We start from the raw sequence: 25917 nt of genomic DNA on the forward strand, positions 1-25917 counted from the left end.
AGCTCCGCCGCCGGATACCCTAGATGCATGGATCACGCGCAGAGTTTCCGGGTAGCTGTCATTGGTGCAGGACCCCGCGGCCTCTCCGTCGTCGACCGGATCCTCACCAACCGGCGTGCCTCAAACGCCCGTCCGCCCCTGCGTATCGACCTTATTGATCCGTTTGATCCGGGGCCGGGCCACGTCTGGCGGACCAACCAGTCACGGCTGTTCCTGATGAACACCCCGGCACTGTTCCCCACCGTGGTCCCGGCCGGGGATACGGTCCGCGACCTGCTGCCCTCACCGGCCGGACTCTCCTTTAACCAGTGGCGCGAGCTGATGGCCGCAGGCACCCGGACGGCAGACGGGCTGTCCGCGGGTGACCGCGACGAATTGGCGGGACTGGGTCCCGCGGATTTCCCCAGCCGCCCGCTGTACGGACGGTACCTGGAATGGACGTACGGACAGCTGCGGAAAGCCGCCGCCGACGACGGCGTGGAGCTGGTGCACCGCCGGACCGAAGCGCTGGGCATCGCGCGGGAAGCGGACGGCCTGCTGGTCATCGAGCTGGAGGGCCGGCAGGTCCTTGCCGCGGACGCCGTCGTACTGGCCCTGGGCCACCTGCCGGCGCTGCTGTCGCCCGAGCAGGCACGGCTGCAGGACGCAGCCGAGCGACATGGCCTGACCTATCTCCCGCCCGCGGTTCCCGCCGACGTCGACTTCTCCCGCCTGCCGGCCGGGGAGCCCGTGCTGGTGCGCGGGCTGGGCCTGAACTTTTTCGACGTGATGGCTGCGGCCACCGTCGGCCGCGGCGGCCGGTATGTGCCCACCGGACAGCCCGCCGGCCGGGCGCTGCGCTATGATCCCTCGGGCCGGGAACCGCAGCTGATCGCGGCGTCCCGCCGCGGCACCCCGTACCGGGCGAAGGCAAAGCTGGACTCCTATGTTCCCCGCGGAATCCGCCTGCGCTGGCTGACCCGGGAACGGGCGCTCGCCTTCCGTGCGGACGGCCTGCTGCCGGGTTTTGACCACGATCTGTGGCCCTTGCTGCACCGCGACGCGGTCTGGGCGTATTACAGCACGTTGGCCCGCGTGGCCCCGGACGAGCTCAACGGCCCCGCGGAGCAATTCCGGGAACGGCTGGAAGCGGCACTGAACCTCCCGGGACCCGAGTGGGATGCAGCGAAGGAAGCAGTGCTGGACAGGTACGTTCCCGCCAACCGCCGCACCAACCTCGAAGCCCTGGCCCAGCCGCTGGGACGCCGGCCGTTCAACGGAGCCTCCGACGCGGACGGGACCGTTCTGGCCTATCTGGAGGATGACGCCGCCGGATCAGCGGCCGGGGAAGACGATCCGCTGAAGATGGCCATCGGCGCCCTCAACGCCGGGCGCAGCCTGCTTAAAGCGGTAGTGGCCGACGGCGGCCTTGCCGAGGCCTCCTGGCTCACCGAGCTGCGCGGTTGGTTTGAGCCGCTGGTCGAGGGCCTGGCCAGTGGTCCGCCCCCGGAACGGATCGAACAGCTGGCAGCCCTGGTACGTGCCGGCCTGGTGCACTTTGTAGGTCCCGATCCGCGCTTCGACGTGGACGAGGCCCGGGGCATGTTCACGGCGTCCTCCCCGTGGGTGGGCACCGAGTACGCCGCCTCCACCCTAATGGAGGCCATGATGCCGCCCAACCGGGTGGACCGCAGCGTCTCGCCGCTGCTCGCCGGACTGATCCGGGACGGGCTGGCCCGGCCCAAGGTCATGATGTCCGCGGACGGCACCCCGGTGCTGACTCCCGGGCTGGACGTCACGCTGCCGCCCTACCGGGCGGTGGGCGTCAGCGGTGAACCGGTGGAAAACCTGTTTGTGCTGGGCCTGCAGCTCTCCTCGGTCCAGTGGGGGACGGCTATCGCGGCCGAAGCCGGAGCTCCCGCCGGGGAAGGTGCACGGACGCTGCAGGACGCCGATGCCATTGCCGCTGCGGTGCTTTCCGCTGCCGCATCCTTCTCCGCCGTGCCGGGCCCGCGGAACGCGGCCTCCGGCCGGGACGAACCGGCCGTGCTGGGCTAAGCCGTCTCTGCGGAGCCTGCACGTCGCACAGTAGCAGTGCTTCGGAAGCCGGGCGGGACGCCGCGCCCAACGCTCAGCGGGGGGTGAACCGAGGCCCCGGGAGCACCCGCCGCGCCCGTAAAATCGGTCCTCAGCGGGGCTGAACCATTCCATTTCCATCCGGTACAAGCGCCTCGCGATCCGACTCGAGAGGAAGGCCTTTCCATGAAAGCCTGGCAGTACGTTGGCGACCGCAAGCCGATCCAACTGAATGAAGTTCCGGAGCCCGCCCCGGCTCCCACGCAGGTCATCATCGATGTGCTGGCGGCGGGCCTGTGCCACTCCGATGTGATGTACATGGAGGTCGGGGACTCCGCCATGCCGTTCCTGCCCATGACGCAGGGCCACGAAAATGCGGGCGTCATCACCGCACTCGGGTCCGAGGTTGAAGGCTTCCATGTTGGCGACGTCGTGGGTGTGTGTTCCTCAGGGGTCCAGCCTCCGCTGGGCATGTTCACCCCCGGCGGCTTCGCCGACAAGCTCGCGGCCGACTACCGCGACCTGGCCCGGGTGCCCGACGGGCTGGATGTCTCCCTGGCCGCCCTGGCCACAGATGCGGGAATGACTTCCTACCACGCCATGATCAAGGTCGGCGGGGCAACCAAGGGCATGAAGGTGGGCGTGATCGGCTTCGGCGGACTTGGACAGATCGGTGCCCGCGCCGCAGTGTTGGCCGGCGCCGAAGTGCATGTGGCCGAGATGAAGGAAGAAGCCTGGGCCAATGCCAAGGACGCCGGCGTGGTTTCCTGTGTGCGGGACGCCGCGGAATGGGTCACGGATCCCCGGGCCGGCGGAGATTTCGACCTGATTGTTGACTACGCCGGTTTCGACACCACGCAGAAAGCCGTGAATGCGATTCGGCGCGGCGGCAAGGTAGTGCAGGTCGGCTTGGGCAGGCACACCTTCACGGTGGCGACCAACACCATCCTGGGTAAGTCCATCGAAGGATCCCTCGGCGGCACCGTAGCCGACATTGAGGAGGTCTTCGACCTGATGCTCCGCGGCGAGATCACCCCCGCGTACGAGGAAATCGGCTTCGACAAGATCGGCGAAGGGATCGAGCGGCTCAAGAACAACCAGGTCCTCGGGCGCCTGGTGGCCCGCTTCGGCGAATAGTTTTCCTGCGTTAACGACGGCGGCCCGCACCTGTTGGTGCGGGCCGCCGTCGACGTTTACCTGCCGGTATCCGTTACCGGATTAGAACGGGTATTCGCGCGGCGCGTGCTGGACGCTGATCGTGTGGTCGGTGGTGAATTCGTCGATGGCCCACTCGCCGTTGAACCGGCCGAGGCCGGAATTCTTCTCGCCGCCGAAGGCAATGTGTGCCTCATCCTGGACGGGGAAGTCGTTGACGTGGGTCATGCCGGCCTTGATGCGCCGGGCGAACTTCACGCCCTCCTCAAGGTTCGAGGTGAAAACGGCGCTGGACAGGCCCAGATCGGTGTCATTGGCCAGGGCCAGTGCATCCTCGGCGTCCTTGGCGCGCATGATTCCGGCGATGGGGCCGAAGATCTCTTCGCGTGCCAGCTCCATGTCCTTGGTGACGTCGGCGAAGACAGTCGGGGAGAGGACCTGGCCGTTAACTTCGCCTTCGAGCATCAGGCGGGCGCCTTCAGACTTGGCCGTTTCGATCTTCGTCTGCAGCCCTTCAAGCTGCTTGGCGTTGATGATCGGGCCCACCACGTTCTTCGGGTCCGTCGGATCGCCGGCATTGAGTGTCTTGACGTGCGCGGTGAACTTTTCGACGAACTCGTCGTAGACCGCGTCTTCGACGATGATCCGGTTCACGGCCATGCAGATCTGTCCCTGGTGCAGGAACTTGCCCATGGCTGCGGCGCGGACTGCCTGGTCGACGTCGGCATCGGCGAGGACAACGAACGGGCTGTTGCCGCCCAGTTCCAGTGCCGTGTACTTCAGCGTGGCACCGGTGGCGGCCAGGGCACCGATGTTCTTGCCCACCGGGGTGGAGCCGGTGAAGGAGATCATCCGCGGGGTCGGGTGCTCCACGAACGCGTCACCGATTTCCGAGCCGGCGCCGACGACGGCGTTCAGCACGCCGGCGGGCAGGCCGGCCTCTTCGAAGATCTTGGCGATGATGAGGGCGCCGGTGACGGGGGTGTCACTGGCCGGCTTCAGGACGACGGCGTTGCCGAGGGCCAGGGCCGGAGCCACGGAGCGCTGGGAGAGGTGGAGCGGGAAGTTCCAGGGGCTGATGACGCCGACCACGCCCAGCGGGGCACGGTAGACGCGCAGTTCCTTGTTCGGGGTATCCGAGTCCATGATCTTGCCGTGCACGCGGTGCGGGAAGGTTGCTGCCTCGCGGGTGATGGCTGCGGCGGAGGCGACTTCAATGTTGGCCTTGAGCATGGTGCTGCCGGATTCGGCGTTCAGCCAGGCAATGATCTCGTCGCGGCGCTCGTCGAAGATTTCGGCTGCGCGGGCAATGACGGCACGTCGCTCGTTCGGGGTCCTGGCGGCCCAGTCCTTCTGCGCTTCCTCTGCAGCGGCATACGCGTCATCGAGGTCTTCGCGGGATGCCTGCTGCATGGTCATCAGCTGCGAACCATCAAAGGGGTTGGTGTCCGTGAGGGTCTTCTCGGAACGGCCGTCGCGCCACTGGCCGCCGATGAACTGCTGTGCGGGAATCCAGTCGGTGAGGGCAGGGGATGTTGATTCGAGCTGAGTTGTCATGATTACTCCTAGATGAATCTTGACGGTGTATTGATGGTTACAACCGAGGCGGGTCCGGATCAATTCCCAGAACGTCCGGCCCTCCGGCGCCGGTGCCGGGACTGTCAAGAACCGGAGCTACTAAGTACCCTTTTTATTTTCCCCGGTTCGGCCTAGCGTAGGCGGTACCCGGGGCCGAAAAGGGACTCCCGGGCCGCTCCAACACCAAAGGGATAACTCATGAGCACAAGCGCGAGCGCTGCGGGAGACCGCGGACGAAACGGAGACGGGCAGGGCCCGGGGCGTCGGGCCGGCGCCAATCCGACGCCGGACGGTCTGCGTAGCGACGGGGTGGGGGAGACCAGCCGCCGGCGGGTGGTCGAGCGGGAGAAAGCCACCTTCGGCGGAGTGAAGATAGGCTCGGCGTTTTTCGGCTGGCTGACCGCTATCGGCACCACGGTGCTGCTGAGCGCCCTGGCAACGGCCCTCGGCGCGGCAGTGCTGGCCAATGACGACAACCCGGATGCCACGGCACTGACGGTAACCGGGACGATCATCCTGCTGGTCATTCTGTTCGTTGCCTACTACTGCGGCGGATACGTGGCTGGGCGGATGGCCCGATTCAACGGGATGAAGCAGGGCATTGCGGTCTGGGTGTGGGCAGTGCTGATCGCCATTGTGGCGGCCATCCTTGCCGCGATCGCAGGAGACCAGTTCAACATCCTGGTTGAACTCAACGGATTCCCCCAGATTCCGATGTTCGGTGACAACGCCACGGCATCGACAATTATCGCCGCCATTGTTGCCGCAGCAGTGGCACTGGTCGGCGCTATTCTCGGCGGGCTGGGTGGCATGCGCTTCCACCGCCGGGTGGACAAAGCCGGGCTGGGGGATTGACCGGGCGGGGGCTGCCGGGGCTGCCGGCCAAAAAGGCGTGGGGGGATAAGCGGGGGACGCGGTATCCAATGCACCACCAGGCGCCTGCAGGGCGTGGAACAGGAGAACAACGTGATCACCACTGAACAGATCGACAGCATCATGAACCATGGAACCGTTGAGGGTCCCAACGGTGAGAAGATCGGCTCGGCCGGCGACGTCTACCTTGACGACGAGTCGGGCCAGCCCGCCTGGGTAACCACCAAGACCGGGCTCTTCGGTTCCAAGGAGAGCTTTGTGCCCCTGGCCGATGCGACGGTTGAGGGATCTGTTGTCCGGGTGCCGTACTCCAAGGAAATGGTGAAGGATGCTCCGCGGGTGGACAAAGACGGGCATCTGAGCGACCAGGAGCAGGATGAGCTGTACAGCTACTACTCGGTCGGCACCTCGGGCAGTTCGGGAATGTCCGGAACTTCCGGCACCACCTCGGGTACTTCCGGCTCCGGGACCACGTCGGGGCAGCATGTTTCTTCCGGCGGCACGACGTCGGGCGGTTCAGGTTCGGGCATGACCTCCGGCGGGACGGGAAGCGGTTCCGGCCGGACGGAAAGCAGCCGCGGCTCCGGCCGAGGCCAGGTAGGGCATGACACTTCGGGCCCGACCACCGATGATGCGATGACCCGGTCCGAGGAGCAGCTTCACGTTGGCAAGCAGAGCCGGGAATCCGGCCGTGCGCGGCTGCGGAAGTATGTCACCACGGAGAACGTCACCAAGACGGTTCCGGTCAGCCATGAGGAAGCGCGGATTCAGCGTGAACCCATTACCGATGCCAACCGCGGCTCGGCCATGGACGGACCGGCGATCAGCGAGGAGGAACACGAAGTGACCCTCCATGCCGAAGAGCCCGTGGTGGAAAAGGAAGCGGTCCCCGTTGAGCGTGTCCGGCTGGACACCGAAACGGTAACCGAAGACGCCACCGTTACCGAGGAAGTCAGCAAGGAGCAGATTGATATGGAGGGCGAAGGAGGCGGAAGCGGCGGCAAACGCAGCCGCTGATCGTCGCGCACACCGCAGCAGGCCGCCGGAAACACCCGGCGGCCTGCTGCGTTAAGGGATCCGGCGGCGTTATCGGGGATCGGAGGGATGTTCCGCCATCCACCGGTCCAGCAGTGCCGCGAAGTCCCCGCTGTTGCGCTCCGGCCACCAGTGCCCGGCGGCCACCTTCCGGATTTCCACCCCGGGAAAACGCTTCTCCAGGCCGTCAACCAGTTTCGGCGACAGGAACGGGTCCTTCACCGGGACAATCACCTGCACCGGACCGGCATATCCGCCGTCGGGCACCGAGCCGCCGGAGCGCAGCATATTGGCCCGGTAGAGCTGCAGGCCCCGCACCCCGCTGTCTCCGATCTTGCGTCCGGCGTACTTTTCGTAGCGGGGCGTCAACAGGTATCTCCAGGCGGCGTCGGGCAGGAACGGTATGTGGAAGGCTGCGACGTACCAGCTGCGCAGCGCCTGCAGGAGTGCCTGCGGCCACAGGCGGGGCGAGCGCAGGCGGGAACGGAACCAGCGCCGGAAATGTCCCAGGTCCGGACCGGAGATGCTGGTGAAGCTGAGGATCCTGCCTTCCGCCCGGGGGTCCTGGATGGCCGCCCAACCCTGGATCGACCCCCAGTCATGGCCGACCAGGTGCACATGGCGGGCCTCGGCGGCGTCGAGGACCGCATAGAGATCCTCCACCAGCAGTTCCAGACGGTAGGGTCCCAGGGCGCCGCGGTCCGCGGTGTTGCCCGTCACCCGCGAAGCACCAGCGTTCCGGGTGTCGTACGTGATGACGTGCCGGTCCGCCGCCAGCCTTTTCACGGCGCCGTCGAACACCTGGTGGTCGTCGGGGTAGCCGTGCACCATCACGATGCTGGGCCACCCGTCCTGCGGGGTGCCGTACTCGTACACGGCCAGGTCCGCGCCCCGGCTCCGGACTGTGCTCCGCCGGGGTTCGGGGCGGGCTCCCCGCCGGTTACTACTTTGCTCCGGCGGGATCCCGGGGGTGCGGTCCATGCGGTGGCTCCTACGTCGACGCCGGTGTCCGCGCAGGCAGTTGCACGGATCCCCACCTTAGCCGGGTCGGGGCTCGCAGCCCACCGGTATTCAGACACACGCGGCCGCGCTCGTTCCACTGCAGGTATGCACAGGGGAGGCCCGGAAAATCCGGACCTCCCCTGTCATACTGCCAACCGGTCCCGCGCCGCTAGGCGCCGAAACTGGAGTAGTAGCGGTTCATGAAAGCGGCCATCGCATCCCGCTTCACGGACTGGAACGGACGGTACGTCTTCGCGCCGTTGGGTTCCGTCCAGCCGGTGGAAATCCCCTCCGAAGACAACCAAGCCATCTCTTTGTAGAACTGGATGCCGGTGGGGACATCCGAGAACGGTGACTTTTGCGGTGCGGTGTAATCCGGGCTTCCGGCCAGCCGGTACATGAAGGCGGCCATCGCGTCGCGGTTTACGGACTGCAGCGGGCGGTAGGTCTTGGTGCCGTTCGCTTCCGTCCAGCCGGTAGCGATGCCCTTGGATGCCACCCAGGTGATTTCCTTGTAGTACTGGTCCTTGGGCGAAAGATCGGTGAACGGTGACTTTTGCGGTGCGGTGTAATCCGGGCTTCCGGCCAGCCGGTACATGAAGGCGGCCATCGCGTCGCGGTTTACGGACTGCAGCGGGCGGTAGGTCTTGGTGCCGTTCGCTTCCGTCCAGCCGGTAGCGATGCCCTTGGATGCCATCCACTGGATGTCGTCATAGAACTTCATTCCCATAGGTACGTCGGCGAACACCGCCGGCGCGGCAGCCTCCACCGTGACCGGCAGGGTCACCGTGGTGCCGGATTCGGCGGCCGTCAGCACCAGGGACCCTGCGCCGGAAGCCGTCGCGGGGAGGGTGACGGTGACGGTGGCCGAACCCGCGTTGACCGGTGCGGTGCCCAGGGGTGTGGCGGTGCCGGCGGCATCCACGTAGCTGACCGCCACTGATGTGTTGGCCGGGCTGCCGAGCGAGGTCAGGTTCAGCTGGCTGACGCTGAACGTCGCTGCCGCGCCTGCCTTGACCGCGGTAGGTGCTCCCTTGACGACGACGCCCTGGCGGGCGAAGTCGGGGGACAGCGGCTTGTTCGCCGAGAGGTAGCTGATCCAGGCGTCACGGTCCACCAAACCGGTGTCCCGGGTGTCCGTTCCGTCCCGGAAGACGGTGAAGTTGTCTCCGCCCTGAGCCAGGAAGCTGAACGTACCGACGCGGTATTCGCGGGCCGGGTCCATGGCGGCACCGTCAATGGTGACGCTCTGGATCCGTGAGCCGCGGGGCTGGTCGGGATCGAAGGTGTAGGTGATGTTGTCGGAGAGGCCGAGGGCCAGGAAGGCGCGTGAGCTGCCTTCCGGCTGCCACTGCTGCTCCAGCATCGTCTTCAGCTGGGCACCGGTGAGCGTGGTGGTCCAGAGGTTGTTGACGAAGGGCAGGACCGCGTTGGCCTCTGCGTAGGTGATCACGCCGTCCTCGCCGTAGTAGAGCTCGGCGCGCAGGCCGCCCGGGTTGGTGACACCGATTTCGGCGCCGCCACGTTCGGGAGCGGACAGGGTGGACAGCAGGGAGTCGGCCACCAAGGCGCCGAGGGTGGATTCGTTGCTGCGGTCATCACGGACAGTGCCCGTGAAGGCGGACGTGATGTCCGCGGTGACGGAGCCTACCGGTTTGTTGCCCACCTCGGCCGAGTAGGCCACGGCAGCGTCGACGATCCGCTGTACCTCGGCCACAGCCGGGAAGGCTGCGACGAGTTCCGGTGCGGGCGTCGTGGTGCGCGCGACGTTGGCTGCGGTGTAGGAGAGCACCTCGTCGGTTTCTTCGTTGTACTCAAGCCGGATCTGGCCGATGAATTCACCGTAGGAACCGGTCTGCACCACGGGGCGGGTCTTGCCGTCGGCGCCGGGAATGGCTGCATCCCAGGCGTACTGCTTGTGCGTGTGCCCGGTATAAATGGCGTCTACCAGTTCGGTGGTCTCATTGACGATCTCGGCAAAAGCGCCGCCTGCTGCCAGCTCCTTGTCCAGGGTGGCGCCGTCGGGCGTGCCACTGCCGGCTCCCTCGTGGTACTCGGCGATGATCACGTCGGCGAGATCCTTCTCCACCAGCTCTTCGGCGACGCGGTTGACGGCGTCCACCGGATTCCCGAAGTCCAGGTCGGCGATGCCGCCGGGGCTCACGAGGCTGGCCGTCTCCTGGGTGATGGCACCGATGACGGCAACATCCACGCCGTTGACATCGATGATCTCGTACTCCTGCAGGGCAGGCGTGGTGGTGCCCTTCTCGTAGACATTGGCCCCAAGGTAGGGGAACTGCGCGGCCGGGGCCACACGGTCGGTGAGGTCGGCAAAACCGCCGTCGAACTCGTGGTTGCCCACCGCGGAGGCCTGCAGCCCCAGGGCGTTCAGGACGTCGATCGTGGGCTGGTCCTGCTGCACCGAAGAGGCGAACAGGGAGGCGCCGATGTTGTCACCCGCGGAGAGGAACAGTGAACTGCCCTCCGGTGCGCCGGCTTTCAATTCCTCAATGGTTCCCGCGAACGGCACCGTGTTGGCATCGATCCGACCGTGGAAGTCATTGATGTTCAGCAGATTCAGCGTTGCGGTGTCTGTGCCTTCGGCGGTCAGGTCCATGCCGACCAGGATCGGATCATGGTCCGAGGCCCGGTACGGATCCGGTGCGTAGAAGTCGGTGGCGTTGTAGTTGTAGCGGCTGTATTCGAAGGCCACTGACTCGACGGAGTTGATGTTCCAGATATCCGTACCGGTGACGGCCTCGTTGGCGGCCGGCGAGGCCAGGATGTGGTCCAGGCTGCCGACGGTCCCGCCGTAGGCGTAGGAGTGCTTGCCGGTGGCCGCGCCGAGATCGACGTAGCCAGCATCGACCAGCACCATAATGGGATCTTCGGCGTGGTAGGCGTTGAAATCGCCGAGCAGGAACACCTTGTCCGTGCCGGCGGCTTCGGACTCGGTACCGGCGAAGTCCACCAGCGCCTGCGCCTGGCGGACGCGGTCTGCGTTCCAGCCGCCCTGGCCGGTGTCCGCGTTCTCGCCCGAGGACGGAGCCGAACCCTTGGACTTGAAGTGGTTGGTCACGGCCAGGATCTCCGTGCCCTTGTCTGCTCCGGCCGGACGGAAGGCCTGGGCCAGGGGTTCGCGGGCGTTGGAGAAGACCGCTTCGTTGTCGAGGATGGTGGATTCCCCGACGGGCTCCGCGGTTCCGGTGCGGTAGATGAAGGCGGAACGGATGACGTCTTCGTCAGCGGGCAGGTCCGCGGGGGAGCGCACGTAGTCCCAGGTTCCCGGTGCCTGCGCGTTCAGGGCTGCCACCAGGCGGGAGAGTGCATCGTCGCGGTCCTTGCCGAACGTGGCGGAGTTCTCCACTTCCATCAGGGACACGACGTCGGCGCCCAGTGCGTTGATCGCGGCCACGATCTTGGCCTGCTGGCGCTCCAGGTTAGCGGTGTTGGCGGCGCCGCGGGCGTCGCAGCCGCCGTCGACCGTTACGGGTTCGCCGCTGCGGTTCGTGTAGAAGGTGCAGCCGGACAACGTGTCACCGGTGGTGGTGAAGTAGTTCAGAACGTTGAAGGATGCCAGCTTCAGGTTTCCGCCCACGCTCTCGGGAGCAGGAGTCCGGGTATTGCTGAACGACGCCGGCGTGACGGTGCCCGCATTGGCCTGCGTCAGTTCGGTCAGCGGCTGGAATTTCCAGGCGCTGTTGCGGAAGTCCAGGATCACCGCGGTGCTGAAGGTGGCCGCGGCGCCCACCCGGACCGGGTTTTCCGGCGTCAGGTAGGGCAGCGGCTTGCCCTGGTTGGCGGCGTTGAGGAAGTTGGTGCTGGCACCGTCGTCGAGCTTCACGGCGCGGGCGGCGTTGTCCGCCGTGACGGCCGCGTGTTCCGGTGTGCCCACGGCCGCTACGGCGGTGGGCTGGACGAGCGAGTCCGAGCCGGCAGCGAGGCCGATCTCCGCGTACTGGTTCAACGAGAAGTTGTCGGTGACGGTGAATTCGCCCTGGGGTGCCAGCAGCATGCCTTCGAAGGTCTCGCGCTGTTCGTCGGTTGCCGGCCAGGCAACGGCGGCGGGCTTGACCTCGGGTGCGGCTTCGCTGAGTTTGGTCATGGCGCCGTCGGCGACGGTGAGCTGCGTGAGGTTGTAGTGCTCGCCCACGGTGCCGGTGACCTCGACGTAGTCGCCGGCGGTCACCTGCCCGGCGGTTGCCGCGGAGAAGACAAAGATGCCATGCGATGCGGTGTGCGTGGCCGGGATGATGTCACTGCCGGTGCCCGGGGTCTGGAGGTAGTAGCCGTTGAATCCCCCGGTGGAGTAGACGGCCGTGACCTTGCCGCGCGTGGTGACGGTTTGGCCGATCAGCGGGCTGGCTGCGCCGGTGCCCTGGATCTCGGCGATCGGAACCACGTCGCCCGGTACCGGAGGCGCCGGGGGCGTAGGTGTCGGGGCGGGCTCGGTCGGCGCCGTGCCGGTGGAAGAGGTGGGGGTGACCGAGGTGCTGAGGGTGAAGTCGGCTGAATTGTTGTCCGAATCGGCGAAACCGGTGCGGTTTAGCGACTTCGGATCTGAGTTCCCGGCCGGTGCGCCGGCGGCTGCGGCCTCGAAGGTGTTGGAGGTTCCGTAGCCGACCAGATCGACCACGCCGGGAGCGCCGGTGACCGAGCCGGTGGGCAGCGGATCGATGCCGGTTCCCTGGTTCGAGAGGATCAGGGTGCCGCCGCCACCGGCGAAGCTGGCGCCGATGGTGGCGTCGGCGTCCGGAAGGGCTGCACCGGTGGTGCCGTTGCTGGCGCCCGAAACCAGGTAATAGCCGCCCGGAGCGATAGTGCCGGAAAGGCTGCCGATCCCGGTGGGTGCAGCAGCGGCGGCAGCGGAGCGGTACTGCAGGGACCAGCCGTCCAGGCTCACCGGTTCACTGGTGGGGTTGTAGAGCTCCACGAACTTGGTGTTGAACGGAGCGTTGGCGCTGCCTCCGGACAGATATACCTCGTTGATGATGACGCCGGGAACGGCGGCGTCGCCGTCCTGCGCGTAGGCCGGGAACGCGGTCAGCGGTGCGGCGAGCAGGCCGGCTGACAGGGCGGTTCCGAGCGTAGCCTTCCAGGGGAAAGGTCTCATTCCTGATACTCCTTGGCCGGCCGTGCGGGCCGACAGGTAATGGCCGCCGAATGGGGCGGCAAGGGGTGCAGCGAGTGGGGGCAAGGATGATGCTGGGTGGGACAGGTTGCGAGCAGGTGCCCACCCGGTGTCGTCCGTCAATGCACGAGCCGGTGTGGTTCCGCCGCGTCCTCCGAGGAAGCGGAAAAGTGATCGCCAGCACAGTGTACGGCCTTCCGCCCCCACTTCCCGCCTCGGTTACCCCCAAGTAACGTAAGAGCGCCGCCGGCCACGGTGGCCGGCGGCGCTCTTACGAAGATGCAGTGGTTTACAGGCCGGAATCCTTGTGGGATTCGGAGACCTCTTCGCTCGTCGTGTCGCCGAGGGAACACATGACTGCCCGGTCGCCCTCCTGGTCCCACGACTCCTGGGTCGGGATGATGTAGCCCGGCATCAGTTCCGTTTCCTCAAGGGTGCTTCCCACGTACCCCTCGAACTCGGCGGCGCAGATGTCCGATGCCTCCGTGGCGAGCGTGTCCTGCCCGGGGTAGTCTCCGTCAGGCATCTCCGTCACGTAGTACACCTCCTGTTGGTGCGGCTCGTCGCAGGGAATGAGGTCGACCTCCACAATCTGCTCGTCCTCAGTGCCCGACCCCGGATTGGGATTGGTGAAGCAGTCCCCGGTTTCGAGGTCCGAGTATCGGGTGCCGTCAGAGCCGAATAGGCCTCCGCAGCCGGTCAGCAGGCCGGCGAGCAGGACGGGGATGAGCAGGCCACGAACGCGTGCAGTCTTTGGGGAATTCACAGTGTTTCTCCTCAGGCAGTGTGGCGGCGCACCCCCATGGCGGCCGGGAACCACGGGCTCATCCTACGGGCGAAACGGAGCCGCAAGACTCGGACTGCCTGCGGCCGGTGAATTCCTCTCGGGACCCGGAGGGTCAGGCGATACGGTGGATTTCGGCGTGGACGGCGCGCATGCCCTGCTCCAGTGCCCGCAGATCCTCGATCGACAGCCGTGCAAGGATGTCAAAATTCAGTTCCGGACGACCGGAGACGAGGCGGCGCACCACTGTCCGGCCCAGCGGCGTCGCTTCCACCCGCCGCACCCGCGCATCCCGGGGATCCTCGGAGCGGACCGCGACTCCCTGGGCAACAAGGCGGTCGATCAGTCCTGACATGGACGCCATCGAGACGCCGAAGGACTCCGAGAGGCCCCGGCCCGTGGCGCCTTCCTCGGAGGTCACCAGGACAGTCAGGACCTTCAGCTGGCGGACTGTCAAGTCTGTGGCCAGCAATGGATCAAGGAAGGTGGGCACGGCCGTGGACTGCAGGGAATCGGCCAGTTCTTCCAGATTCAGGAGCACGCGTTCGCGTTCCTGCTGCTCGTTGATTCCGTCGGTCATGAGTTCACCGTAATGGCCCCGGACGTGGCGGCAAACACAGGGCCGGCAGGTCGCGGCCCAAATTAGTTAGGATGGGGCTAACCGTTCTTGACGGGGAAGATATTCCGGCGATCCCGGTGGCTGTATGGGGAGTAAGTAGGACTCCCTGCGCGCCCGGCGTCGTCGTTGTCCTCCCGCTCCGCCTTGTGCCCCCGGGTCCGCGCAAGCGAAATGAGGACACTAGATGAGCAGCACGCAAACCCCCATAGCGTACGAGCGCACGGAAGAGGGCCCGGATGTCCAGGCGCTGAGGGCCAAGTACAAGGCGGAACGGGATCGGCGGATCCGGCCCGACGGCGCCACTCAGTACCAGCCCGCAAAGGGGAAGTTCGGCTACTACGCCACTGACCCCTACACCCCGCGCACCGAGCGGGAGCCCCTGGCTGACGCCGTGGAGGTGCTGGTGATCGGCGGCGGTTTCGGCGGCCTGAGCACCGGAGCCCGGCTCCGGGAAGCCGGTGTCGAGAGCATCCGCATGATGGATGAAGCAGGGGACTTCGGCGGCACCTGGTACTGGAACCGCTACCCCGGCATCCGCTGCGACATCCAGTCCTACGTCTACCTGCCGCTGCTCGAAGAAGTGGGATACGTGCCCACCGAACGCTACGCACGGGGAGAAGAGATCCGCCGCCACGCCGTGGCGATCGCCGAGCGCTACGACCTCTACCGCGACGCCGTTTTCTCCACCCGGGTGACCGGCCTGGCCTGGGATGAAGAAGCACTGGAATGGATCGTCTCCACCGACCGCGGGGACCGGATGCGGGCACGGTATGTGATTACGTCCTCCGGAACGCTCACACAGCCCAAACTCCCCGGCATCCCGGGCATCGACTCCTTCACAGGCCACACCTTCCACACCAGCCGGTGGGACTACGGCTACACCGGCGGAGACCAGTCCGGTGGCCTCACCGGCCTGGCGGACAAGAAGGTGGCCGTGGTCGGCACCGGCGCCACCGGTATCCAGGTGGTTCCGATGGTGGCGCACGACGCCGAGCAGCTCATCGTCTTCCAGCGCACGCCGTCTTCCGTGGACATCCGGAACAACCGCCCCACCGACCCTGAATGGGCAGCATCGCTGAAGCCGGGCTGGCAGAAGGAACGCATGGAGAATTTCCTTGCCGTGATTTCGGGCGAACCCGTGGAGAAGGACCTGACCCGGGACGGCTGGACCTCGGTCCCGCAGCTGCACCGCAAGATGATCACCGGCGCCGTCGACGAGACCATCTCAGCCGAAGAGCGCGAGCGCCGCGATGAAATCCTCGACTTCCGGAAAATGAACTCCATCCGGTCCCGTGTGGACGAGGAAGTCTTCAACCCCGAGACGGCCGAAAAGCTCAAGCCCTGGTACCGCTACATGTGCAAGCGTCCGGCTTTCAGCGACTACTACCTGGAGACCTTCAACCTTCCCAACGTGCAGCTGGTGGACACTGCCGACTTCGGCGGGATTACCCGCATCACCGAGAACAGCATCGTGGTGGGGGACGAGGAGTATGAGGTGGACTGCATCGTCTTCGCCACCGGCTTCGAGGTGGGGGTCTCGGGTGTCACCTCCGGCGCCATGCCGGTGACCGGCCGCGGCGGATCCACCCTGCTCGAAACCTGGAGCCGCGGACCGCGGACCCTGCACGGCTTCTACACCCACGGCTTCCCGAACCTGTTCCACCTGGGCTCGATGCAGAACGCCAACTCCGTGAACTTCGTGCACATCCTGCTGGAACAGGCCAACCACATCGCCGCCGTCATCGCCAAGGGCCGCGAAGTGGGCGCCCGGTACATCGAACCCACGGCCGAAGACGAAGCGGCCTGGTGCGAAACCATCCAGCGGACCGCGATGGACAACCGGCAGTTCGCCGCCGAATGCACCCCGGGCTACTACAACCGCGAGGGCAACCCGCCGCCCGTCAGTTTCTCCTTCGGGCCCGGGCCGGTGGTATTCCACCGGCTGCTGGAGCAGTGGCGTGAGGAAAGCATCGGCGATGTGCTGGTGACTGAGGCTTAGGGCCGCCCGCCAGGCCCCGCAGGCTGCTCATCCGGTGTGAGGGTGACGCCCAGGGCCGCCTTGTGTACAGCACCTGCAGCCTGGCGGCTTTGGGTTCCCACCTTCTGTACAGCACATGCGGTGCGGAACCCGCTCGGACGGCATCAGCTGTACGGAAGGTAGAGCGGGGACGGCATCAGCTGTACGGAAGGTGCCCCGTCGGCCGGGGGAGGCTTAAACAACGGAAGCGGCCCCACTGCGGGGCCGCTTCTGTATGTCTACGCGGAAGGTAAGGGATTCGAACCCTTGGTACGGGGTTACCGCACACTGGTTTTCAAGACCAGCTCCATCGGCCGCTCGGACAACCTTCCTCACTATGTAGTCTGGCAGAAGGGATGAAATCACCAAAATTCCCTAAACCCGGAAGGACAGCATGAAAGCCATCGTTATTGGAACACCCGGCGGACCGGACGCATTGGAACTGCAGGATGTTCCTGCACCTGAGGCCGGTCCCGGAGAAGTGCTGATTGACGTCATCGCCGCCGGCATCAACCGCGCCGACGCCATGCAGCGTCAGGGGCACTATCCGGTGCCCGCCGGAGCATCCGAGTATCCGGGACTGGAAGTCTCCGGCCGCATTGCCGCCCTCGGCGAGGGCGTCGAAGGCTTCACCGTGGGCACCGAAGTGGTGGCACTGCTGACCGGCGGCGGATACGCCGAAAAGGTAGCCGTCCCCGCCGGGCAGGTCCTGCCCCTGCCGGACGGCTTCGACGCCGTCACAGCAGCGTCCCTGCCGGAAACGGCCGCAACCGTCTTTTCCAACCTCTTTATGGCTGCCGCCGTGAAGGAAGGGGACTATGTCCTCATCCACGGCGCCACGGGCGGCATCGGCACCATGGCCATCCAGATGGCCGCCGCATTCGGGGCCGTTCCGATCGTGACGGCGGGCTCGGCGGAAAAGCTCGAACTCGCCCAATCCCTCGGTGCGAAGGTGCTGATTAATTACAAGGAACAGGACTTCGTCGAAGCCGTGCGGGAGGCGACCGACGGCCACGGAGCGGACGTCATCCTCGACGTCGTGGGTGCCAAATACCTGCAGCGGAACCTGGACGCGCTCGCCGTGGCCGGCCGGCTGGTCATCATCGGACTGCAGGGCGGCACCAAGGCAGAGCTGAACCTGAACCAGTTGATGACCAAGCGTGCCGCCGTCATCGGCACTACGCTGCGCGGCCGGCCCGGAGAGGAAAAGGCGGCCATCATGTCCGCCGTCGGTGAGTACGTCTGGCCGCTGCTGGTCTCCGGTGAGATCCGGCCCCTTGTGGACCGCACCTTCCCGCTGGCCGAGGCCGCCGCCGCGCACGAATACTTCGACTCGGGGCAGCACGCGGGCAAGATCCTGCTGACGATCTAGCCAAAACTGTTCCGGGCAGCTTCCGCCCGGAAAGGATCCCGACGACGACGGCGGCCGCATGCGGCCGCCGTCACGTTTGTCTGTGACCGCCGCCTCACCCGCTGGTAATCTCAAGGGGCAGGGCCACTCCCTGCCCCGTTCGGTACGTATGTCAACGTAGACAAGCCACCGCAGACACAAGGGATCATCATGAGCGAAAACCATCGGCGCCGGGCCGGCACCCCCGGAACACCACCAGGCACACTGGACGGAGACGTCCTGGAACAGGACCCGGCACTGCCGCCGGTGGCCGTAGATCCGGAAGTCCTCGAGGCGGAGGACCGGCGCTGGACACCCGCGAAGATCGCCCTCTGGGTCGGCATCGCCCTGCTGGGCGGTTTCAGCTGGACCATGCTCGCCGTGGTCCGCGGTGAAACCGTGAACGCCATCTGGTTCGTCTTCGCGGCCGTGTGCACTTACTTGATCGGTTACCGCTTCTACTCCAAGCTGATCGAAGCGAAGCTGCTGAAGCCCAATGACCGCCGCGCCACCCCCGCCGAATACAAGGCGGACGGCAAGGACTACGCCGCCACGGACCGCCGGGTCCTCTACGGCCACCACTTCGCCGCCATTGCCGGCGCCGGTCCGCTTGTCGGACCGGTCCTGGCCGCGCAGATGGGCTACCTTCCCGGCACCATCTGGATCATCGTCGGTGTGGTGCTCGCCGGCGCCGTCCAGGACTACCTGGTGATGTTCTTCTCCATGCGCCGCGGGGGACGGTCCCTGGGCCAGATGGCGCGGGACGAACTCGGAGTCATCGGCGGCACCGCCGCGCTGATCGCCACCCTGGTCATCATGATCATCATCGTGGCCATCCTCGCCCTGGTCGTGGTGAACGCCCTCGCCGAAAGCCCGTGGGGCGTCTTCTCCGTCAGCATGACCATCCCCATCGCCCTGTTCATGGGCGTGTACCTGCGCTACCTGCGGCCCGGCAAGGTCACCGAGGTTTCCATCATCGGCTTCGTCCTCCTGCTCGCCGCCATCATCGCCGGCGGCTGGGTGGCCGACACCCCGCTGGGCGAGGCACTGACGCTGGAGCCCACCACCATTGCGTGGGGCATCATCATTTACGGCTTCATCGCCGCCGTCCTGCCGGTCTGGCTGCTGCTGGCCCCGCGTGACTACCTCTCCACCTTCATGAAGGTGGGCACCATCGTGATGCTGGCCGTCGCCATCATCATCGTCCGCCCGGAGATCAACGTTCCGGCGGTCAGCGAGTTCGCCAGCCGCGACGACGGCCCGGTGGTCGCCGGACCGCTGTTCCCGTTCCTCTTCGTCACCATCGCCTGCGGCGCACTGTCCGGCTTCCACGCCCTGATTTCCTCCGGCACCACCCCGAAGATGCTGGAAAAGGAACGCCAGACCCGGTTCATCGGCTACGGCGGCATGCTCATGGAGTCCTTCGTGGCCATCATGGCGCTGGTGGCTGCCATTTCCATTGACCGCGGCATCTACTTCGCCATGAACTCCTCCGCCGGTGCCACCGGCGGCACGGTGGAAGGCGCGGTCGCCTTCGTCAACGGCCTGGGCCTGTCCGGCGTGAACCTCACCCCGGACATGCTCTCCTCCCTGGCCTCCAACGTGGGCGAGGAATCCATTGTGTCCCGCACCGGCGGCGCCCCCACCCTCGCCGTCGGCCTGGCCACGATCATGCAGAGCCTGATCGGCGGGCCTTCCATGATGGCGTTCTGGTACCACTTCGCGATCATGTTCGAGGCCCTGTTCATCCTCACCGCGGTCGACGCCGGCACCCGGGTGGCACGGTTCATGCTGCAGGACACCATCGGCAACGTGGCCCCGAAGTTTAAAGACATGTCCTGGCGCCCCGGAGCCTGGATATGCACGGCCATCATGGTGGCCGGCTGGGGCTCGATCCTGATCATGGGGGTCACGGATCCCCTGGGCGGCATCAATACGCTGTTCCCGCTCTTCGGCATCGCGAACCAGCTCCTGGCTGCCATCGCGCTGGCCATCTGCATGGCGATCATCGCCAAGAACAATGCGTTTAAGTGGCTGTGGATCGTGGCACTGCCGCTGGCTTTCGCCGCGGTGGTGACCATCACGGCGTCGTTCTACAAGATCTTCTCGCCGGTTCCCTCCGTCGGTTACTGGGCCAACCATGAGGCCTTCCAGCAGGCGCTGGCAGACGGGAAAACCAGCTTCGGCACGGCCAAGACGGTCGAAGCCATGGAGGCGGTCATCCGCAACACCTTCATCCAGACCACGCTGTCCGTGGTGTTCGTGACCCTGGCGATCATCGTCATCATCACGGCCGTCATTGCCAGCATCCGGTCCTACCGGTCCGGCGGCGCCCCGAGCGCCGAGGATCCGGCCGTTCCGTCCCGCACCTTCGCCCCGGCCGGTTTCCTGGCGACGCCGGCGGAAAAGGAGATCCTGGCCCAATGGGATGCGCTGCCGGAGGAGAACCGGCCCGCCAAGAGGGCGGCGCACTCATGAGTGCCGCCGTCGCCGTCCGGCAGGGCGTTGCCGGTTTCGTCCGCTTTTTCCGGGACGTGATGGGGGAGGACGCCTACCGCAAATACACGGACTTCCACGCCGCGTCCGGCTGCACCTCGCCGCTGATGAGCGAACGCGAGTTCTGGCGGGACAAAATGGACCGGCAGGACGCCAATCCGGAGGGCCGCTGCTGCTGATTCTGCAGCACCCTGAAGTACGACGGCGGCACCGCAGCTGAGGCACCTCGCTGCGGTGCCGCCGTCGTTGTTTCCTTTTGTTGCTTACCGTCCGTTCCTGCCGACGCGGAAAGTGCGTCAAAACCGCAGGGCGGAACCGGAAAACCGCCGGTTCGCAGGGCAACCGGCACTAACCGTGAGAGCATTAATGCCATGACTGAACAGAACGGATCCTCCGACCGCCATGACGCGGCACCGGATGCTCCCGCTGGACAGAAATCAGAGCAGACCCATCCGGAGTCCGGCACGGAGCGCCCGTCCATGGGTGCCGCCGGCGCGCCGGACCACGCCGTGGACAAGGCGTCCGGACACGGCAGGAGCAAGAACGGCCCCGCCAGGCTCAACGAGCTGGTGGACGAGCCGGCCAAGGTCATGCGGATCGGCACCATGGTCAAGCAGCTGCTGGAAGAAGTGCGCAACGCCCCGTTGGACGATGCCGCCCGGGACCGGCTGGCCGAGATCCATGACCGGTCGCTGAAGGAACTCGAGGACGGGCTCGCCCCCGAACTAGTGAACGAGCTGCACCGGATCAACCTGCCGTTCACGGAGGACTCCACCCCCACGGACGCGGAACTGCGGATTGCGCAGGCCCAGCTGGTGGGCTGGCTCGAAGGCCTGTTCCGCGGAATCCAGACGGCCATCGCGGCCCAGCAGACCGCATCCCACGCAGCGGGACGCCTGCAGCTGCGCCAGCTGCCGCCCGGGACCATCCTTGCGCCGGGCGTTGTTATCGGAGACGACGGGGAACCGCACCGGGCACAGGGGCCCCAGGGCGCCGGGAGCCCGCGGCAGGAACCGCAATCGGGCCCCGGCCAGTACTTGTAGGACATAGATGGCACTTTTTGCAGCCGCCCGGCAGGGGCGGAAAGATGACGCGGAGCTCGGCAAGGGCGTCTGGCGGCGTGCGCACGACCGTTTCACGCGCGGGCTGGACCGGTATTACCAAATGCTCGAAGGCGTCGAGGATGACGCCATCTACAACGAACTGGTGACCGTGGCGAACGACCTCGCCGCTCTCCTCCCGCGCGTCCGGGAAGTCTGCACCTCGGCCCAGCTGCAGCTGCCCAGTACCGGACAGAACATTCCCGGGGCGCTGACCGCAGTGCACCGCGCGCTGTCCCGCAGCGGAAACTCCCTGGCCGCCGCCGCAGAGGCCGCCGCCATGTCCCGGCTCGAAGGAGAACGCTGGGGGATCGCCTCCGCCGGATTGGACAACGTACGCCGGCGTGCGGAACTGGTCCGGGACGACGTTGCCGAAGCCGAACGTGCTCTGCTCAGCGCCCGGGAAACGGGAATTTCCCGCCGCTAGCAGCGGGCAGTCTTTGACGCGGCCGGCATCCTCCGTCGCGGCCTCGATACAAACTGCAAAGAAATTGTTCGAAACCGGGAATACGTTACGGTGTATTTTCGCGGTGAGCTTATCCACTTTGTCCCATCGGATGCTGCGGCAATGATGAGGACATGACTACATCACCCGTACTGACTTTCAATGACGGCAATACCATCCCCCAGCTCGGCTACGGCGTGTGGCAGGTTGAGGACGAGGTTGCCGAAAAGGTAGTGGGACAGGCCTTCGAGGCTGGCTACCGCCACATCGACACGGCCAAGATCTACGGCAACGAGGCCGGCGTCGGCCGCGCCATCGCCGCCACCCCCGTTCCCCGTGAAGACATGTTCATCACCACGAAGGTATGGAACGCGGACCAGGGCTACGAAGAAACCCTGAAGGCCTTCGACGCCTCCATGGAGCGCCTGGGCCTGGAAACCCTGGACCTGTACCTGATCCACTGGCTGCAGCCGAAGCAGAACAAGTACGTGGACACCTGGAAGGCGCTGGTTGAGCTGCAGAAGCAGGGCCGCGTGAAGTCCATCGGCGTCTGCAACTTCACCAAGGAAGCCCTGCAGGAAATCATCGACGCCACCGGTGTCGTTCCCGTCCTGAACCAGGTGGAGACCCACCCGTACCTCAACCAGGCCGACCTGCGCGCCTTCGAGGCCGAGCACAACATCCTGCACGAGTCCTGGTCCCCGCTGGGTTCCGGCAAGGGCCTGCTCGAGGATCCCAAGCTCGTGGAGATCGCCGCGAAGTACGACGGCGCCACGCCGGCCCAGGTGGTCATCGCCTGGCACCTGGCCCTGGGCAGCATTGTCATCCCGAAGTCCGTTACGGAATCCCGCATCCGCGAGAACTGGGAAGCCCTGAACCTGACGCTGAGCAGCGAGGACATTGAGGCCATCAACGCCCTCGACAACGGCACCCGCTACGGCGCGGATCCGGCCACGGCCGACTTCGCCTAAGCCTTAAGCACAAAAAGGCGCACGTTCCGCGGAACGTGCGCCTTTTGCGTTGAAACTATGCGGCGACCGGCTCCAGCGGAGCGCGGACCGGCCAGTCCTGGCCTTCCAGGATCACCTGGGCACAGCTGCCGGTGCGGATATTGAGCACGATCGGCGCCAGCAGGTTCACCGTGGTGCCGCCGGCGGCCGGGTTGGCGACCACCAGCACGGCGGCGTCCTCCGGCGTGTCCAGCGCCAGCTGGAGGCGCTGCTCGTCCGTGATTTCCGGATGGTAGTCCGGCAGATACACGGACGCGTCCAGGACAAACAGCCGGCTGCCGCCGGCGCTTCCCGCAGCGGTCAGTGCGAAAAGACCGGCGGCACCGTCAATCTCGTTGAGGTTGAAGTGCACTGCCGGAGCCAGTCCGGGCGGAGGAGCCAGGAACGTCAGGTGGATGCTCATCGCAGGAAGTCCATCAGGGTCGGCTGGAGGGCCTTGGCCGTCACGGCGAGGGCGGACTGGTAGGCCACTTCCTGAAGCTTCATATCCAAAATGACCTTGGCGGTGTCCAGGTCCTCAATGCCGGACCGGCGGGTTTCCAGGCTGATGGATTTCTCAGCCAGGTTGTCCTTGGCATTGATGGTGGCAGCGTGCCGGACACCGAGTGCGGAGTGTTCCATCAGGACGGCGTTGGCCGCGGCGTCAACCTGCGGCAGGTAGCCTCTGACGTCGTTGTTGGCTTCCAGATCCGCAACCAGGTTGTCCATCATCCGAAACACCGAGGCATCGCCCTTGCCGAAAACGGCTTCGCCGTCCGTGTCCACGCGCATCTGCGTGTTGCTGTCCAGACGGCGGGTGGTGGGGGTTCCGCTGCCGCTGTAGTCGTAGGAACCGCCTGCCTCGGTGAAGGCCTTGCCGGTGTCGGAGGTGCCGGCGAACACCGTACGGCCAAGGTGGGTGGTGTTGGCCTCGCGCAGCAGGTCCGTTTTCAGGCCGGAAAGCTCCGTGGCGATGGCCTTGCGGTCCGTCGGGGAAAGCGTGCCGGTGGCGGCATTGAGCGTGAGGTCCTTTACCCGCCGCAGGATGTCAGTGGTGTTGGTCAGCGCGTTGTCGGTGACGGAGAGCCAGCCCTCGGCGTCGCTCACGTTGGACGTGTACTGCTGGTTGGCCCGGATCTCTGACCTGACTTTCAGTGCGTTGGCAGTGCCGGTGGGGTCATCGGAAGGACGCGCAATGGCAGCGGAGGAAGCGACCTGCTCCTGCAGCTTGGCCATCCGGGACATGCTGGCCTGCAGGTTCTGCTGGGCCGTGCGGGCCATGGTCTGGTTCGTGGTGCGGCTGATCACGGGTTACCTTCCAACAATTCCGGTGCGGTTAATGAGGGTGTCGAGCATTTCGTCAATGGCGCTCATGACGCGGGAGGCACCCTGGTAGGCGTGCTGATACATCAGCAGGTTCACGTTTTCTTCATCCAAATCCACCGAGGCGTTGGAGAGCTGAAGGTCCACCGCGGAGGAGGACGCGACGTCGGCCAGCGTGGCCTGCTGCAGTTCGGCGCGGCTCTGGGACGCTGTGGCCGTGACGAAGGCGCTCCAGACCTTGTCCGCAGACCCGGCCTTGGAACCCAGTTGGGCGATCTGGTCGGCGATACCGCCGTCGAGTGTGCCCGCGCCCGGCCGGCCTGAGGCAATGCCGGAGGCATCAGTCGGCAGGGCTGCCAGGGTGGTTGCGGCCGGGGTGCCTACGCTGAAGAAATCTTTCCCTGTCCCGCCTGCCGTGGTGGAGCCTTGCCGGTGCAGCTCATTGACGCTGGACGCCAGGGTGGCGGCAACCTCGTTGTAGGATGCAGCGGCCTGGGCGAAGACTCCGCCGTTGCCGGCCGAAGCGAGGAGCGACGTGGCTCCGGCAATTTCGCCCTTGCCGATGCCGGCGGAGCCGGACCGGTCGGTCCAGCCGACCATGGGTTCCTGGGGGTCGTCCATCGTCCTGCCGCCGGTGACCTGCAATGTGCGGGCATTCGATCCGGAGACCAGCGCGTTCCCGTCGATGAGGACGTCCACCATGCCGTCGGAGGATTCCCGCACCGTGGCGCCGCTCAGCGCGGCGATGGTGGTGGCCAGGGCGTTGCGCTGGTCCACCAGTTCGTTTGCGGACGCGCCGGAGGCAAGCGTGGAGCGGATGGCCCCGTTAAGGCTGGCCAGCTGCTGTGCGCTGGAATTGAGTTCGGTGACCATGTCGTTGAGCCCGCTGCGGGTGCTGTTCCACTGGTCCCGGACCGCGTTGTAACCGCTGGCGATCTGCCCGGCGGCGCTGTTGGCCGCGCTGAGCAGCACGGCAGCTGCCGTATTGTCCGAGGGGTTGTGGGAAATGCCTTCCCACGCGGCGGAGAAGTTCTGCAGTGCTGTGGAGAGCCCGTTCTTGCCCGGCTCCTTGAACCCGTCCTCCAGCTCGATCAGCGCGTTGGCGCGGACGGCGGAATACCCGGCGACGGCGGCGGTGCTGCGTACCCGGGTGTCCAGCTGCTGGCTGCCCAGCCGGGCGATGGAATCCACCGCTACGCCCTGGCCTACGCCGGTGGGAGCAGCGAACCGGCCGGCGGGGGCGAGGGGCGCTACTGCGGAAGTGTTCAGGCGCTGGCGCGTGTAGCCGGCCACGTTCGCGTTTGCCACGTTCTGGCCGACGACGTCCAGGCCCTTGCGGGCGGCGGTGAGGCCGGTGTACGCCGTGTTCAGGCCGCTGAAGGTGCTCATTGTCTAGGAGTCCTTAGATGCTTTGGTCAACCAGCCGGGCGGCTGAGGTGGGGACGGACGAGGCTCCGGACGCCGTATAGGTATTGGCCTCGGGGCTGAGGCCCGCCAGCGTTTCCTGGGCCGAGCGCGCCGCAGTGCGCAGGAACTGTTCGTTGATGTCGCGCAGCTCGCGGATCTTCACGGTCAGCTCGGTCATGGCCTGCAGATGCGCGTTGAAGATTTCCGTCCACGGGCCGGGCGGAGCCGCAGCCACCAGCTCACGCAGAGTGGCGTTTTCTGAGGTGCCCCATTCGGCGGCCAGGCCGGCAACGGCAACGGCACGGCCCAGGTCGGCGGAGCGCAGCCGCTCGAGGACCTGTTCGACCTCGCGGGTGGCGTGCGTCAGCCATTTGGTTTTCCCGGAAGTAAGCAGCAGTTGTTCTTCTTCGAGCTTGAACACAAGAAGTTCCAACAACTCACGCTCTTCCCAAAGAAGTGCCGAGAGTTTCTGGGTACCCATGCTTTGCTCACCTCCTAGGTGGTGCACTGAATGTCTC

The 25917-nt window shown here is 66.1% G+C and carries 20 protein-coding genes and 1 tRNA gene; 11 read left to right on the forward strand and 10 right to left on the reverse strand.

The features are described from left to right. The first annotated feature begins 27 nt into the window (after positions 1-27). Both AC5RT8_RS15655 and AC5RT8_RS15660 read left to right on the forward strand, forming a co-directional pair. Positions 28-2037: an FAD/NAD(P)-binding protein gene (locus AC5RT8_RS15655; protein WP_494096640.1), complete on the forward strand. Its 2010-nt coding sequence runs from the start codon at positions 28-30 to the stop codon at positions 2035-2037. Positions 2038-2241: 204 nt separating this feature from the next. Beyond that, positions 2242-3192 carry a zinc-binding dehydrogenase gene (locus AC5RT8_RS15660; RefSeq protein WP_494096641.1) on the forward strand — a complete coding sequence of 317 codons (951 nt, stop codon included), beginning with the start codon at positions 2242-2244 and terminating at the stop codon, positions 3190-3192. A gap of 81 nt (positions 3193-3273) precedes the next feature. Here the strand turns inward: AC5RT8_RS15660 and AC5RT8_RS15665 are convergent, their stop codons facing one another. Beyond that, entirely contained in the window at positions 3274-4767 is a 1494-nt protein-coding gene (locus AC5RT8_RS15665) for an aldehyde dehydrogenase family protein (protein WP_494096642.1), read from the reverse strand. 219 nt (positions 4768-4986) lie between these two features. Between AC5RT8_RS15665 and AC5RT8_RS15670 the strand changes: the two genes are divergently transcribed. Then, on the forward strand, positions 4987-5643 hold the full coding sequence (locus tag AC5RT8_RS15670) for a hypothetical protein (protein WP_494096643.1): 657 nt from the start codon (positions 4987-4989) through the stop codon (positions 5641-5643). Positions 5644-5754: 111 nt separating this feature from the next. After that, complete coding sequence (locus tag AC5RT8_RS15675; RefSeq protein WP_494096644.1) at positions 5755-6678, forward strand: DUF2382 domain-containing protein; 924 nt, start codon at positions 5755-5757, stop codon at positions 6676-6678. Between the two features lie 69 nt (positions 6679-6747). Here the strand turns inward: AC5RT8_RS15675 and AC5RT8_RS15680 are convergent, their stop codons facing one another. From AC5RT8_RS15680 to AC5RT8_RS15695, 4 genes are all read right to left on the reverse strand, one after another. Then, positions 6748-7677: an alpha/beta fold hydrolase gene (locus AC5RT8_RS15680; RefSeq protein WP_494096645.1), complete on the reverse strand. Its 930-nt coding sequence runs from the start codon at positions 7675-7677 to the stop codon at positions 6748-6750. 190 nt (positions 7678-7867) lie between these two features. After that, positions 7868-12811: an ExeM/NucH family extracellular endonuclease gene (locus tag AC5RT8_RS15685; protein ID WP_494096646.1), complete on the reverse strand. Its 4944-nt coding sequence runs from the start codon at positions 12809-12811 to the stop codon at positions 7868-7870. 307 nt (positions 12812-13118) lie between these two features. Beyond that, the gene (locus tag AC5RT8_RS15690) at positions 13119-13595 is read right to left on the reverse strand and encodes a septum formation family protein (protein ID WP_494096647.1); all 477 of its coding nucleotides are present in this window, start codon (positions 13593-13595) and stop codon (positions 13119-13121) included. A 133-nt stretch (positions 13596-13728) separates the two neighbouring features. Next, positions 13729-14193: a MarR family winged helix-turn-helix transcriptional regulator gene (locus tag AC5RT8_RS15695; RefSeq protein WP_494096648.1), complete on the reverse strand. Its 465-nt coding sequence runs from the start codon at positions 14191-14193 to the stop codon at positions 13729-13731. A 223-nt stretch (positions 14194-14416) separates the two neighbouring features. Here AC5RT8_RS15695 and AC5RT8_RS15700 point away from each other — a divergent pair, with 223 nt between their 5' ends. Beyond that, positions 14417-16231, forward strand: a complete 1815-nt coding sequence (locus AC5RT8_RS15700; protein ID WP_494096649.1) for a flavin-containing monooxygenase — start codon at positions 14417-14419, stop codon at positions 16229-16231. A gap of 262 nt (positions 16232-16493) precedes the next feature. Here the strand turns inward: AC5RT8_RS15700 and AC5RT8_RS15705 are convergent. Beyond that, positions 16494-16581: transfer RNA gene (locus tag AC5RT8_RS15705), tRNA-Ser, on the reverse strand. A gap of 62 nt (positions 16582-16643) precedes the next feature. Between AC5RT8_RS15705 and AC5RT8_RS15710 the strand changes: the two genes are divergently transcribed. From AC5RT8_RS15710 to AC5RT8_RS15735, 6 genes are all read left to right on the forward strand, one after another. Next, on the forward strand, positions 16644-17621 hold the full coding sequence (locus AC5RT8_RS15710) for an NAD(P)H-quinone oxidoreductase (protein WP_494096650.1): 978 nt from the start codon (positions 16644-16646) through the stop codon (positions 17619-17621). A 189-nt stretch (positions 17622-17810) separates the two neighbouring features. Continuing rightward, positions 17811-20117 (forward strand): carbon starvation CstA family protein, encoded by a 2307-nt coding sequence (locus AC5RT8_RS15715; RefSeq protein ID WP_494096651.1) that lies wholly within the window; start codon positions 17811-17813, stop codon positions 20115-20117. Then, positions 20114-20314: a YbdD/YjiX family protein gene (locus AC5RT8_RS15720; protein ID WP_494096652.1), complete on the forward strand. Its 201-nt coding sequence runs from the start codon at positions 20114-20116 to the stop codon at positions 20312-20314. Before AC5RT8_RS15715 ends, AC5RT8_RS15720 begins: the two co-directional genes overlap by 4 nt. 192 nt (positions 20315-20506) lie before the next feature. After that, positions 20507-21178 carry a bacterial proteasome activator family protein gene (locus tag AC5RT8_RS15725; RefSeq protein WP_494096653.1) on the forward strand — a complete coding sequence of 224 codons (672 nt, stop codon included), beginning with the start codon at positions 20507-20509 and terminating at the stop codon, positions 21176-21178. 7 nt (positions 21179-21185) lie between these two features. Beyond that, the gene (locus AC5RT8_RS15730) at positions 21186-21662 is read left to right on the forward strand and encodes a hypothetical protein (protein WP_494096654.1); all 477 of its coding nucleotides are present in this window, start codon (positions 21186-21188) and stop codon (positions 21660-21662) included. A 152-nt stretch (positions 21663-21814) separates the two neighbouring features. Then, positions 21815-22651: an aldo/keto reductase gene (locus AC5RT8_RS15735; protein WP_494096655.1), complete on the forward strand. Its 837-nt coding sequence runs from the start codon at positions 21815-21817 to the stop codon at positions 22649-22651. Between the two features lie 55 nt (positions 22652-22706). Here AC5RT8_RS15735 and AC5RT8_RS15740 read toward each other — a convergent pair whose 3' ends face one another. From AC5RT8_RS15740 to AC5RT8_RS15755, 4 genes are read right to left on the reverse strand one after another with little or no spacing between them, the layout of a single operon-like run. Then, positions 22707-23093 (reverse strand): flagellar assembly protein FliW, encoded by a 387-nt coding sequence (locus tag AC5RT8_RS15740; protein WP_494096656.1) that lies wholly within the window; start codon positions 23091-23093, stop codon positions 22707-22709. Beyond that, entirely contained in the window at positions 23090-23977 is an 888-nt protein-coding gene (flgL, locus tag AC5RT8_RS15745; RefSeq protein WP_494096657.1) for a flagellar hook-associated protein FlgL, read from the reverse strand. Before flgL ends, AC5RT8_RS15740 begins: the two co-directional genes overlap by 4 nt. A 3-nt stretch (positions 23978-23980) precedes the next feature. Continuing rightward, positions 23981-25381 (reverse strand): flagellar hook-associated protein FlgK, encoded by a 1401-nt coding sequence (flgK, locus tag AC5RT8_RS15750; RefSeq protein WP_494096658.1) that lies wholly within the window; start codon positions 25379-25381, stop codon positions 23981-23983. Between the two features lie 13 nt (positions 25382-25394). After that, entirely contained in the window at positions 25395-25880 is a 486-nt protein-coding gene (locus AC5RT8_RS15755; protein WP_494096659.1) for a flagellar protein FlgN, read from the reverse strand. Between the last annotated feature and the right edge of the window lie 37 nt (positions 25881-25917).

Source organism: Arthrobacter sp. Ms25 (assembly GCF_059090365.1).